The sequence below is a fragment of the Limnoglobus roseus genome, from assembly GCF_008254045.1.
GTDB lineage: Bacteria > Planctomycetota > Planctomycetia > Gemmatales > Gemmataceae > Limnoglobus > Limnoglobus roseus.
On record NZ_CP042425.1, the window covers coordinates 5873651 to 5886711 of the forward strand.

Annotated in this window: 12 protein-coding genes; 8 read left to right on the forward strand and 4 right to left on the reverse strand. The window is 63.0% G+C overall.

The window, feature by feature from the left end; genetic code table 11:
* The first annotated feature begins 101 nt into the window (after positions 1–101).
* A complete protein-coding gene (locus tag PX52LOC_RS24745) occupies positions 102–2036 on the forward strand; it encodes an endonuclease MutS2 (protein WP_246173457.1) in 1935 nt (644 codons plus the stop codon).
* Here the strand turns inward: PX52LOC_RS24745 and PX52LOC_RS24750 are convergent.
* Positions 1991–2659, reverse strand: a complete 669-nt coding sequence (locus tag PX52LOC_RS24750; RefSeq protein ID WP_168219188.1) for a CbiM family transporter — start codon at positions 2657–2659, stop codon at positions 1991–1993. The two genes, PX52LOC_RS24745 and PX52LOC_RS24750, sit on opposite strands and share 46 nt — an antisense overlap.
* Before the next feature lie 2 nt (positions 2660–2661).
* Positions 2662–3030, reverse strand: coding sequence for a YidB family protein (locus PX52LOC_RS24755; protein WP_168219189.1), 369 nt, complete (start codon positions 3028–3030; stop codon positions 2662–2664).
* Positions 3031–3106: 76 nt separating this feature from the next.
* Between PX52LOC_RS24755 and PX52LOC_RS24760 the strand changes: the two genes are divergently transcribed.
* Complete coding sequence (locus PX52LOC_RS24760; protein WP_149112598.1) at positions 3107–3976, forward strand: DPP IV N-terminal domain-containing protein; 870 nt, start codon at positions 3107–3109, stop codon at positions 3974–3976.
* 6 nt (positions 3977–3982) lie between these two features.
* Here the strand turns inward: PX52LOC_RS24760 and PX52LOC_RS24765 are convergent, their stop codons facing one another.
* Positions 3983–6784: a tetratricopeptide repeat protein gene (locus tag PX52LOC_RS24765; RefSeq protein WP_149112599.1), complete on the reverse strand. Its 2802-nt coding sequence runs from the start codon at positions 6782–6784 to the stop codon at positions 3983–3985.
* A gap of 90 nt (positions 6785–6874) precedes the next feature.
* Positions 6875–7501, reverse strand: a complete 627-nt coding sequence (locus PX52LOC_RS24770) for a hypothetical protein (protein ID WP_149112600.1) — start codon at positions 7499–7501, stop codon at positions 6875–6877.
* Between the two features lie 378 nt (positions 7502–7879).
* Between PX52LOC_RS24770 and PX52LOC_RS24775 the strand changes: the two genes are divergently transcribed.
* The 6 genes from PX52LOC_RS24775 (at position 7880) to PX52LOC_RS24800 (ending at position 12973) form a co-directional block, all read left to right on the forward strand.
* Complete coding sequence (locus PX52LOC_RS24775; protein WP_218575157.1) at positions 7880–8257, forward strand: hypothetical protein; 378 nt, start codon at positions 7880–7882, stop codon at positions 8255–8257.
* 82 nt (positions 8258–8339) lie between these two features.
* Positions 8340–9494 (forward strand): lipid-A-disaccharide synthase, encoded by a 1155-nt coding sequence (gene lpxB / locus PX52LOC_RS24780; RefSeq protein WP_149112601.1) that lies wholly within the window; start codon positions 8340–8342, stop codon positions 9492–9494.
* Positions 9495–9571: 77 nt separating this feature from the next.
* The gene (locus PX52LOC_RS24785; RefSeq protein WP_149112602.1) at positions 9572–10243 is read left to right on the forward strand and encodes a metal-dependent transcriptional regulator; all 672 of its coding nucleotides are present in this window, start codon (positions 9572–9574) and stop codon (positions 10241–10243) included.
* A 210-nt stretch (positions 10244–10453) separates the two neighbouring features.
* Positions 10454–10609 (forward strand): hypothetical protein, encoded by a 156-nt coding sequence (locus PX52LOC_RS40925; RefSeq protein ID WP_168219190.1) that lies wholly within the window; start codon positions 10454–10456, stop codon positions 10607–10609.
* A gap of 144 nt (positions 10610–10753) precedes the next feature.
* A complete protein-coding gene (gene hisF, locus PX52LOC_RS24790) occupies positions 10754–11536 on the forward strand; it encodes an imidazole glycerol phosphate synthase subunit HisF (RefSeq protein WP_149112603.1) in 783 nt (260 codons plus the stop codon).
* 24 nt (positions 11537–11560) lie between these two features.
* Entirely contained in the window at positions 11561–12973 is a 1413-nt protein-coding gene (locus PX52LOC_RS24800; protein WP_178132569.1) for a type IV pilus twitching motility protein PilT, read from the forward strand.
* Positions 12974–13061: the final 88 nt, after the last annotated feature.

Consider the following 13061-nt stretch of genomic DNA (forward strand, 5'->3'; position numbering starts at 1 on the left):
ATACGAGTCCGGTCGCGCACCCGGCACACTCGGGCGGTCGTAGAATGTCCGCTGATACCGCCGGCTGTGAACCTGGGTCGCCAACCGGGTGTCCTGCCGCTATGCTCGCGACGAAGAACCAACCGAAAATGGATTCGCACACGCTCGACCTGTTGGAGTTCGACAAGGTCCGCGACTTGCTCGCCGGGTACGCCGCGTCCTCGCTGGGCCGCGACCTGGCAAAGCAACTCGAACCGGGCACGATCGCCGAGAAGATTCGCGGCGAACTCGCGCTCGTTTCCGAGATGGTCGAAGCGTTGATCGACGGGCAAGCACCCCCGTTCAGCGGGTTGCACGACGTGCGCCTCCTCGTCCGCCGGGCCGCGATTGGGACGGCGCTGACGGCCGAGCAACTGCTCGAAGTGGGGGAGACGCTCAATGTCACCGGCGCGATGTACCGTTACCGGGCGAAACTGAACGAACGGCACGGCGGGCTGATCGACCTGCTCACGGCGGTCGAAGATCACGGGGCGGTGGCCAAGACGATCAGCGGGTGTATCGACGGTCGCGCTCACGTTCTCGACATGGCCAGTCGGGAACTCGGCGTCGTTCGGCAGAAGTTGTTTGAACTCGAAGAGAAGGTAAAGGCCGAGGTGCGGCGGTTGCTCCGCGACCCGGAGTTGCGGAAGATTCTGAGCTATCCGAACGCCACGGTCAACGGCGACCACTACGTTTTGCCCGTCGCCGTCAACCACCGGCACAAAGTCGAGGGGATTATTCACCGCGTCAGCGGCACCGGCGAGACGGTGTTCGTCGAACCGGCGTCGATTGCCCGACTGAGTGCCGAGCGCATCACGCTGAAGGCCGAGGAAGACCGCGAGGTGAAACGCATCCTCCGGCGGCTCAGTCAGGAAGTCGGCCGCGTGTCGAAACCGCTCTGCTATTCGCTCGAAATCCTCGCCAAGCTCGACCTGATTACCGCGAAGGCCCGCTACAGCCGCGACTTCAGCATGTTCGCCCCGCTCATCAACGATGACGGCAAACTCTGGCTCCGCAACGCCCGCCACCCGGTCCTCGAAAACATCTTCCGCAACGAATCCCGCCCCGACGGCACCCCACCCCGCAAAGTCGTGCCCCTCGACCTCCGCCTCGGCCTCGGCTTCAACCTGCTCATCATCACCGGCCCGAACACCGGCGGCAAAACCGTTACCCTGAAAACCACCGGCCTGCTCTGCCTCATGGCCCAATGTGGGATGCACGTCCCGGCCGGCGAGGGGAGCACGGTGCCCATCTTCCGGCAGATACTCTCCGACATCGGCGACGAACAGAGCCTCGAACAGTCCCTCAGCACGTTCAGTTCGCACATCTCGCGGATCGCCAAAGTCTTCGAACTCGCCGACGACCGCAGCCTCATCCTCCTCGACGAACTCGGGGCCGGCACCGACCCGGTCGAAGGGGCCGCACTCGGGCGGGCCATCCTCGACCAACTCGACAGCATCAGCGCGCGGGCCATCGTGACGACCCACCTCGGGGATCTGAAAACCTACGCCTTCAACAACGAGCGGGCCGAGAACGGGGCCGTCGAGTTCGACGATGAGACGCTCCGGCCGACCTACAAGTTGCACATCGGTCAGTACGGGATGAGCAACGCCCTGAAGATCGCCCGGCGGTTGAAGTTGCCGAAGGAGTTGCTGAAGCGGGCGCACCGCTACCTGAAGCGGCGGAAGGGGAAGACCGGCGAACTCGCCCGCCTTCAGGAACTGCGGGCCGAGGCGGAGAAGGCGAAACTCGACGCGCTCGCCGCTCAACACGAGGCGGACCAGCAGAAGGCCGAGTACGAGCGCAAGGCAACGGCTCTCGAACGCGAACAGCAAGAGGCCGAGGCGCTGAACGCCCAGCGCGAGCGGCTGAAGGCGAACGACCGGGTTCACGTGTCTCGGTTCGACGCCGTTGGTAAGGTCGTGCGGGTGGACGCGAAGAAGCAGATCATCACGGTCACACTCGGCCTCGGTCAGTGGGAAGTGCCGTTCGCGGAAGTCACGCCCGTCGCCGACTGATCCTTCGCCAAGCCGATCCATTCGGGTTTCACGACCGCCAGGTACGCGAGCAGAACCCCGGTTCCGATGCTCTCCACGGCAATCACCGGCAGGTGGAACAGCACCACGGTGATCGCCGCCGCCTTTCCGCCTTCGGCCATGCCGAACACAACGACGAATCCATTGCCAAGAACTGTGGCCGTGCTGACGAGACCGCCGAGGATCGCGCCGGCGGGGAAGGTCAGTCTCGGTTTTCGGGCCAGCATGGGCCGCAACAGTCGGTAAAGGGCGAACCCGCCGAGGGCCGGCAGGCCGATGACGGTGGTGTTGATGCCGAGGCTGTTGAACCCGCCGTGTGCGAACAGGAACGCCTGAAATGTTAGAGCGATGAAGATCGCGATGCCGACGAACCGGCCGAGCAATATCCCCGCGATGGCATTCAGCAGCAGGTGAACGCTTCCGACCGGAATGGGGACGTGAAGCTGCGACGCGACGAACAGTGCGGCCGTCAGCAGGCCGATTCGCGGCACCTGATCTTCCGAAACACGCGGCAACCCGACGCCGACGAGGCCGACCGCCGCGACCCACCCGACTGCCAGCCAGGAACCCGCGAGAACGCCGTCGGGAAGGTGGACCGCGAACACCACTATTTGCCGGGGAGTTTGCCGTTCGGCGTCATCTTATCGATGACCGTCGGCAAGTATTTCGAGAGTTCCTTAGCCAGGTCGGAAACTGAGAGCCCGGTTTTCTGGGACATTTCCTGCATCTTCTCCGCTCCGACGCCGGCCTGAACTTCCTCCGGGCTGATGGCCTGATTCTTCCCCGCACCGACCCACGAGTTGAAGATGTTGCCGAGGCCCTTCTCCTGGAACTGCTTCATCAACGAACCGAGAGGACTGTCATCGGAGCCGCCGTCGCCGGACTTGCCGAGGAGTTTCTCCTGAATCGCGGCCATGATTTTTTGCTTCATCCCCGCGCTGAAAAAGCTGAGAATAAACTCGAACACCTTGAACATGGCCGGCGTCTCCGGTGCGAATGATGGTGGACCCGTGGCGGTCGCAGGCGTTGTACGAAAAACTCCGGGGGCGAACATGACCGCGTGCCGATACGGTTGCCTCGTGCTGCTGATGACCGTCGGCAGTGCTGCCGCGGCGGACCCGGTGCGCGTGACGAAAGACGGTTCGTTCAAGCAGCACTTGCAGTGGTCGCCGGACGGGAAGCGGTTTTTGCTCACCCGCATCCACGAAGGGAAGATGGCCCTCTGGACGATGGCCGCCGACGGCACCGACCTGACCCGCCTCCTGCCGGTCCACGCGATGCCGCACTTCGACGGCAGTTGGTCGGCCGACAGCAAGCGAATCGTTTACGTCTACGACACTTTGCAGAACACGGACGGCAAGCTCCAAATCAATGTGTGTGCCGCCGACGGCTCGGACGACAAGGTCGTTGTGCCGCACAAGGCGTTCGAAGAGTCGCCCCGATTCTCGCCGGACGGCAAGCAGGTGGCGTGGGTCAGCACGCGGGACGGCAACCCGGAGATTTACACGGTCAACGCGGACGGGAAGGGGATCAAGCGGCTCACGAGCGAAGTCGCCTACGACCTGCAACCCGCGTGGTCGCCCGACGGCAAGCGGATCGCGTTCAGCAGTGCGCGGAACGGGCGGCAGAAGATTTACACGATGAAGCCCGACGGCAGTGACCTGAAGCGGTTGACCGAGGGCGATCACCTCGACTCGTGGCCGGTCTGGTCGCCGGACGGGAAGCGGATTGCGTTCGTCTCCAACCGTGCCGGCAACTACGACATTTGGCTGATGAAGGCGGACGGCAAGGACGCGCGAAACCTGACTGACCACGAAGCCCAGGACACTTCTCCGACGTGGTCGCCGGACGGGAAGCGGCTCGCGTTCATCTCGACCCGCGACGGTGGCAGTGACGTTTACGTCCTGACGCCGCCCGAGTAGCGACCGTCAATCGACCTCCGGGGCGAGTAACGCCGGACTCGTGATGTCTGCCGTCTTGTACCGCTCCACGAGGCGTTTGTAGTACGGACTGCGGGCGTCTCTCCGCCGCAGAGACTCCATCACCTTCAGGGCCGCCTCGCGGTCGTTCCGGCGGAAGTGAACCTCGGCCAACACCTCCTGGTGCCATTTCACGGCTGGGGCGAGTTTGACCGCCCGTTGGGCCGATCGCAGGGCGGCGTCGAGTTCCCGGCGACACCCGGCCGCGGCTTGCGCGGCGGTGGCGTGCGACCAGGCACTGTCGGGGTTTTCGCGGATTAGCTTTTGAAGGGCCGCCCAAGTGATCTGGAACAGGGCGTCGGCTTCCGTGGCGTGCTTCAGCCGGTCGAATTCGGGGACGATGCCGGTCAGGAATTCGGTGTGGGCCGGCAAGAGTTGGAGCACTTCTTTCGACGCCGCGAACGCTCCCGCCACGTTGCCGGCCGCCAGAGTCACCCGGGCGCGATAAGCGCGGATGTTCGCCGGCACGCGGATGTACCCGCCGCCGTCGCAGAAGACGATGTTCGGCGTCAGGAGCAGGAAGTGAAGGTTCCGCTCGGTGGCCACGGCGGCGGTCTCGTAGTCCCCGAGGACTTCGGCGGATCGCGAGAGTTGGTTCCAGACGTTGCCGCGGTACGGGGACCAGAACCAGACGCACTTCCGCGTCCATTCACTTTCCGTCTTCACATCGGCTAACTCACCGCGTTCCGTCAGTTCGTGCAGGAACCGGCCGCGCACTTGCGCGTCACCGAGCGTGATCGTGTGAGACAGTTTGATCCGCCGGTCGCCTTCGACACTGTCACCGCTCGCCCGCAAACTCTTGCCGGAGAGATAGAGCAGGATCGGGTTGTTCGGGTACTGCCGCCACCCTTGCTCGAAGACTTTGGCCGCCTCTGCGGGCTTGCCGCGCTCGGCCAGGAGGTCGCCGAGGTCGAGCCAGACCTTGAAGCTCTCGTTGGTGTCGTACATCCACGACCGCGGGCCTTTGTCCGGGTTGGCCGAAGACAGTTCGCGAATGAACGCCGCACTCCGCAACTTGTCGGCTTCGTCGAATCCCCACTCCCGCACGGCCTTCCGCATCTCGCCCTCAACGCGGTCGAGATCGCCCGCCAACCGGGCCGTCGCCGCCCGCGCGCGGTGACCGCGGACGCGGTCGATGATCGAACCTTCTGGCTTTCGGTTCTCGTTGGCACCAAGCCAGTTGTCCAGGAGCTGATTCGCCGTCTTCAAACGATCGGGGCTGCCGGTCCCGGCCAGGAGTTCGCGGACTCGCCGCATCGTCTCGCCCGAGTCGCCCTCGCGGTGTTCGCCGCTGTGGCGGAACGCCTTCCACCACCCCTTTGCCGCTTCCGCATCCTCGTCGAACAGCAGTTCGTAGGGATCGGGGAGTGCGTTGTAGATGGCGTCCTCGCTCCGGCGTTCGAGATGCGCGACGAACTTTCCGGCGTGTTCGGCCGACAGGTCGTAGTGGCCGGACCGCAGCGACGCCCGGAGGAATTCGCGCATCAGATACGTGTTGCGATGCTGCACCTGCTCGCCGATCTGGTTGAAGAGTTGGACCGAGTCGTCCTTCCGGCCGAGCTGCGCCAGGATGCGGGCGCGGCGCATGTCGTAGTAGAGGCGTGGCTGAAAGCTCTCGTCTTCGCCTTCGGTCGGTTTCGAAGCGGCTCCATCGCCGAGGAGGCCGAGGACTTCGGGAAACAGCAACCTTTCCGCCATGACGTCCGCGAGCATACGCGGCCCCGCGTTTTTTTCTCGCAGAATGGCAGTGGCATCGAGCGGGCGTTCGTTGAGGAACAGGGCAATGCCGACTTCGACCGCCGACTCGTCGCCGTTGGTAGCCGCCTTCTTGAGTTCGGCCGTCAATTCCGAGACCTTGTCTTTGTTTCGCGCCCGCCGTGCCCGAAACAGTTGCAAGCCGGGGTTCGGCAGGTCGTTGGTGTCGCCCAGACCGATCAACGAATCCCATTCCCCGAGGTCTTCCAGGAACGATGCCAGGAAGCGCGGGGGCAGTTTGTCCTGGGGCTGACCGCGAAGGCGTTTGCGCGCGGCCGCACTTTGCCCGTTCAGGTGGAGAAGCACTGCGAGTGCACCTTCGGCTGCGTGTGCTTGAGAGTTGCTTCCACCGGCCGCCTTCTCCAACGCCCGAATCGCCTCCGGTGAACGGCCGTGCTGCTCCACGAAGACGGCGTAGTCGAGCCACGCTTCCAGGTTCGGGCCGAGTGTCCCCAACTCCAGAGCCTGTTCGGCCAGTTTGAGTTTGCAGTCGAACAGCAGCGGTGGGACCGCGTCGCGGGTGGCAGAGAGCAATCCCTCGAAAAGTGCTTCCCGCAAAGGCGGTTCGAACTCGTGGGACAGGATGAGCCGAAGTGTCCGCAAGCCGCGCTCGTCGTGGTGGGCGAGGGCGGTAATCGCGGCTTTCTGCCGCTGCGGATCGTCCGACCGGAACTCCTTGATCTGCTTCAGCACGTCCACGGGCGTGTCGGGGAAGATGCCCCAGTTGAATTTCTCGAGGATGTCGCTGGCGCGCTGAGCGATTTCCGGGTCGTCGCTCTTCGTCGCGGCTTCCACGGCGGTGCGGGCTGGCTCGCCGAGCTTCCAGAGGTCGCGCGACGCGCGGTCGCGGACTGCGAAGACCGGGCTGCCGAGGTCGCGAACGAGTTGCTCGGCGTCCGGCTTCTTCTCGACGGCCTTCGGCGGGTCGGCGGCCAACAGGTAAATGAGGGGACTAATCAGGACGACGGCGAGTACGAGAAAATGGAATCGTCGCACGGTTCAACTCCCACGCCGAGGATCGAGCCAGGAGAGTCATTCCCGACTGTACCACAGAACGCGGGGCGAACGGCAGGTCGATTTTCAACGCTAACGCAAGGCCCACAGAAACCAGATCGTCAGCCCGAAGAGCAGGCGGCAGCCCATCTGAATCGAAACCCACCACATGGCCCAACTCAGTGTTTGGCCGAGTTCGGTCAGGCCGCGCTTCACCTCGTCGTTGACGCGCTGATCGGGGTCGATCTTGCCGAACGTCAGCACGCGGATGGCCCGTGCCCGCCGACTGCCCGCCCACTTTTCGGCGTAATCGAAGTATTTCTCGGTTTCGCCCCGGTCGAACCGCCCGACGACGAGAAGGAAATAGGCGTCCACGGCCAGCATTGGCCCGAGGGTGAGCACGAAGGGAATCAGTTGCCACCACGGCTCGGGAAGTTCGCTGACCAGGATTCGCGCCTGCGGCCAGATGCCGCGGGAGGCGATCATCTGCACCACCATCAGGGTCAAGACCAGCACGGCCGGCCGGAGCGTGGGCCAGTTGAGAAGGGCGTTTTTGTTGCCCGCCATCCGTTCGAGTAATTTTGGCCACCGGCCCCGCACGGCCACGAGAATGAAGAACGTGTCGCGGTAGACCGTCCATCGGCGCATGAGTCCGAGGACGAGCATGGCCGCGAGGTAGAAGTCGAAGACGCGAATGAGGTTCGCGGATGCCAGAGTCATTCAAGGGTTTACCGGGCAGTCCGAGGGGCGGGAAATGGAATCCTCAATCGCGCGTATCGACAATGTCACACTAGCGGGTTCAGAAAATCTCGCGGAACTGTTCCGGTTATCCCGTTTGAGCCGGCCGCTGTTTTTTTGATTTTGATTGAGGTTCAGTTGCTTTGTTCGGGTGTGAATCTTTAACGTAAATGAGTGGTTTCCGCAACGAACTGTCAACGCGGAAGAGGCCAAGCGCGAATTCTCATTGACACAAAATTCTCACCGGTTAGGTTAAAGTTACCGTCCATCCCCGAGGATTTGTGTGGGCAGCCGTAGGACGCCGCTTCCCTAGCTTGGCATTCCCAGCCCACCCCAACATGGCTGAGAGGATGCGTTCTGATGACAACGACCAATAGTATGAGCGTTCCGCCCGCCGAAATCCCTGCGCAGGCGGACGCCGGCTTCGCCAACGACCGACGCAAACGGAACATTCCGGTTGCGACGGACCGTCGACGGGCTAACAACGCCGCCGAGAAGCGGCGCACGAGCGAGCGCCGCCGGCTGATCGACCCGACCACCTGCGAGCGCGATTACAACGATGAAGAGACGATCTTCATGAAGGCGATGGACCGCTACAAGCGGGAGAACCGACGCCCGTTCCCGACGTGGAGCGAAGTGTTGGAAGTCCTCCGCGCGCTCGGCTACCGTAAGGTGGCCGAACCGACGGATCTACCCGGTGCAAAGCGACCCGAACAGGCACCCGTTGCCGCCGATTGACAACCTCGCATTGTCCGGGCGCATCCACTGGCAGTAGAATACTCGCGTACTCATTCATCCTTAGTGGCACGGATGCCGGACAATGCGCGTATTTCTTTCGGCGGGCGAACCGAGCGGTGATTTGCACGGCTCGAATTTCGCCCGGGCGATTCAGGCCGTCTATCCGGGAATTGAACTCAGCGGCTTCGGCGGCGACAAAATGTCGGCCGCCGGAGTCGATTTGCATTTTCCCTTGGCCCAATTCTCGATCATGTGGTTCAGTCGGTCGATCATTCGATTACCGCGATATTTCAAACTCCTCGACGAAGCGGAGCGGTACTTCCGGCGGGAAAAGCCCGACGCGATCGTGATGATCGACTGTCCCGGTTTCCACTGGCACCTCGCCAAGCGGGCGAAGGCCATCGGCATCCCCGTCTACTACTTCGTCCCGCCACAACTCTGGGCGTGGGGCGGGTGGCGGACGCGCAAGATGCGCAAGAATTTCGACACGATCCTCACCGCGTTGCCGTTCGAGGACAAATGGTTCAAGCGAAAGGGCTTGAACACGTACTACATCGGCCACCCGTACTTCGACGAGTTGGATAAGCAACGGCCGGACATGAACTTCGTCCGGGAGCAGCGACAACCGAAGCAGCCCGTCGTGGCAATTCTTCCCGGCTCGCGCGGTCAAGAGGTGACGGGCAACATCCCGATCATGCTGGCGACGGCGAAGAAAATTCACGCCGCCCGGCCGGACACCCGTTTCCTCGTAGCGGCCTTCAACGAGCGGCAGGCGAATGCCGCGAAACACCTCCTGCAAGGTTGTGACCTTCCGCTCGACGTTCACATCGGCAAGACACCCGAAATCATCGAATCGGCTGACGTATGCCTAGCGGTCTCCGGGTCCGTTGGTCTGGAACTGATGTACCGTCAGAAGCCGAGTGTGATCGTTTACAAATACTCGCGCCTCGCCCGCATGGTCAGCAAGCAGTTCATCACCTGCCCGTACATCAGCCTCGTGAACTTGCTGGCCGAGGAAGAGATTTTCCCGGAGTTCCTAACGTACCGCGACGATTCGGCACCGATCGCGGATCGGCTGCTCCAATGGCTGAACGATCCCGTTGACTACGCCCGATCAGTCGCGAAGTTGGCGGCACTCCGCGAACGGGTCGCGATCCCGGGCGCGTGTCAGCGGGCCGCGGAGTTCGTCGTAGATCGAATCCAGTCGTCCTCGGTTGCGGAAGTGACAGCGGCCTGATTTTTGCGGGTTCGCTCTCGCGACAAGGCGACGGTTCCCCTTATCATCAATTCCACCGCCCTCGCGTGAGACCAGCCATGTCTGCACAGCCCTCGGAAGCCGTGCAAGATTACTTGAAGGCCATCCACAGCCTCGGCGGGGCGGACCACGTCATTAAGGCTGCCGACCTTGCGGCGTCGTTGGCGGTCAAGGCTCCGTCCGTGACGGGGATGCTGAAACGACTCGCGGAGGCCGGCTGGATTGCGTACACGCCCGGCGACGGGGCCATGTTGTCCGAAGCGGGCGTGAAGGAAGCCCGGCGGGTGATCCGCCGGCACCGTCTGATCGAATTGTTTCTCACGCAGGTTCTCGGCCTCGACTGGAGCGAAGTGGACGCCGAGGCCGAGGCCCTCGAACACGCGATTTCGCCCCGCTTGGAGCAGGCCATCGCCGACTACCTCGGCGAACCGCGGGAAGACCCGCACGGCCACCCAATTCCGACGTCCGCGGGTGAGCTTCACCGACGAATCTTGTACCGGTTGAATGAATTCCAAGCCGGGCAGACCGTTGTGGTGCGAGAAGCGCAGGACGACAACCCGCTGCGTCTTCGCCACTGGCGAGACCACGGCCTCGTCCCCGGCGCAGTCGTCGAAATCCTGAGTTATCAGCCCTTGGACGACATCTTCGAAGTGCAGATCGGCCCGCGGTTGCTCCGCCTCGGCAGTGAGGGGTTAGCGGGTCTTCGGGGTGAGGTCGTTGCCACTTCCTAGCGCATTTCGGCCCGAATTCACTTCTTCGCCACAACCCCGAACTTCGGAAATCCCGACGGTGATTCCCAAGAATCCTACATCGAATGTTTGCCCCCCGAAGTTGCGTGAATTAGTCTTTCCGCATCAGGGGAAGTTAACAACTTGGTTCGAATCGTCGGCCTGGGATGGTTATGGCGGTCGCCCTCACATTGTAAATGGGGTCATGAAAGTATGTTTCAAATCTTCGTCGGCTACGCCAGCGTTCTCGCCGTCGCAGCCCTGTACTATACTTGGCGCGACGGGTATACGCCCCGGCACCAACAGCGGTCGGCCGTCAATGAGCGCGTCGCGTACATGCTGTGGGTCGCCGCCAATCGGAACTCTTAGTCGTCTCGAATGAGATCGACCTCGCTTCAACCCAGAGCCGAACGGCCCTGGGTTTTTTTACGCCGTTGACCATTCCCACTCGGCCCGTTACGATCCTGGTAGACTCTCCTGTGGCGTTCGCCCCAGACTCGTATCATCTACGGTATGCTCACGAAACGCATCATTCCGTGCCTCGACGTCAAAGACGGTCGGGTGGTCAAGGGTATCCACTTCATCAGCCTCCGCGACGCCGGCGACCCGGTCGAAGTCGCACGGCGGTACGAACAGCAGGGGGCAGACGAGTTGGTGTTCCTCGACATTTCCGCGAGCCACGAGGGCCGTGCGATCTTGCTGGACATGGTGCGAAAGGTGGCCGAGCAGTTGTTCATGCCGTTCACGGTTGGTGGTGGCATCCGTACGCTGGAAGACGCCACGCAGCTCATTCAGGCGGGTGCGGAGAAGGTCAGCATCAATTCGGCGGCCGTGAAGAACCCCGCGATCGTGTCCGAAGTCTCCCGCAAGTTCGGCCGCTGCGCCACCGTAGTGAACATCGACCCTCGTCGCGTGACCCGCAACGGGCAAGAAGTTTGGGAAGTTCACATCAACGGCGGGCGGGTTCCGACCGGCCTCGACGCCGTCGCGTGGGCGAAGGAAGTCGAGCGTCTCGGGGCCGGCGAAATCGTGTTGACCTCGATGGACGCGGACGGCACGAAGAACGGGTATGACCTGCCGATGTTGAGAGCGGTGACGACCGCCGTGGGCATCCCCGTTGTCGCCAGCGGCGGGGCGGGCAGCCCGGAACACTTGCGGCAGGCGTTCGAGGTGGGGGCCGACGCCGCCCTCGCGGCGAGCATTTTCCACTACGATGAGTACTCGATCCCGGCGACGAAAGAGTATCTCGCGAAGCAGAACATTCCCGTCCGGTTGACTTCGCCGTTACGATATTAAATCAGCTATCTCACGAGGTGATTGATGTCCGAACAGCAACCTCATGCTGCGAAGCACGCCCCGAAACCTCCGGTCGCTGGCCCGGCGAAACCGGCGGCCGTCGCCCCCGCGAAACCCATCGCGGTCACGCCGGTCGCCGCGCCGCCGGCCGCCCCGATCGCCGGACAGGGTGCCGGGCAACCAAACGTCCCCCGAGCTGACCAACCCGGCATCATTCCCTTGGGTAGTGGGTATCACAACGAGCTTTTCCCGCTCTCGCCGAAGCCCGGCATCAAGGACGGGACGAGCAAGACCGGGCCGTACTACATCAACGAACTCGGCGGCCTGCGGATCGCCGAAGAGGTGCCGGGCGAGCCGAAGATCAATCAACTCTTCCGCACGGTGATGTTGCACGAAGGCTCCGACTTGCACTTGAAGTCCGGCCTGCCCGGCATGATGCGCCTGCGGAACGTCATCCAGCGGATGAACACGCCGCCGATCGGCAACGACCTGATGTGGAAGTTGTTCCAGGGCATCATGAACGACAAGGCCCACAAGCAGATGGACAACGACGGCGGGGCCGACTTCGCCCACGTCGTCGGCGACGACGAGTGCCGGTTCCGCGTGAACATGATGAAGCAGCGCGGCAAGCTGGCCATGGTCGCCCGCCGCGTAAACACGAGCATCCCGACGTTCGCGAACCTCGGCCTGCCGCCGAGTATCGAGAAGCTCTGCCACTACGACCAGGGGATGATCATCCTCGCCGGCGTGACCGGGTCGGGGAAGTCGACGACCATCGCGTCGATGTTGGAGTACATCAACCAGAACGAGGCGCTGCACATCCTGACGATCGAAGACCCGATCGAGTTCGTCTTCGTTGACAAGATGAGCGTCATGAACCAGCGGGAGGTGTACCTGGACGTGGTGGACTGGCACGTTGCCCTCAAGCACGCGGTGCGGGAAGACCCGGACATCATTCTCGTGGGCGAAATGCGGGACCAGGAGACGTTCGAGGCCGGCGTGCACGCGGCCGAAACGGGCCACGTGGTCTTCGGAACCATTCACGCCTCGACCGCGGCGAGTACGATCAGCCGGATTCTCGACCTGTTCCCGCCGACCCAGCACCACGCCGTCCGGCAGTCGCTGGCCTTCAACCTCAAGGCGGTCGTCGCGCAAAAGCTCGTACCGGCCCTCAAGAAGTCGCGGACGCCGACGAACGAGATCATGATTATGAACCCGACGATCCGCGACCTGATCTTGAAGAGCAAGGACGACAAGATCCTCGACGCCATCCGCATCGGCTTCCAGGAAGGGATGGTCGACTTCACCGAGAACCTGCGGCAGCTCGTCGACCGTGGCGACATCGACAAGGCGACCGCCTTGGAGTTCGCCCCGAACCCCGAGCAACTCAAGATGGCCCTCAAGGGCATCAAGGTGGCCGCGCCGGGGATTCTGTAACAAGAAGCACGGCGGGCCGAGCGGCGTAAGCCGCCGGGTGAATGCCATTCACCCGGCGGCTTACGCCGCTCGGCCCGCCAATCATTCG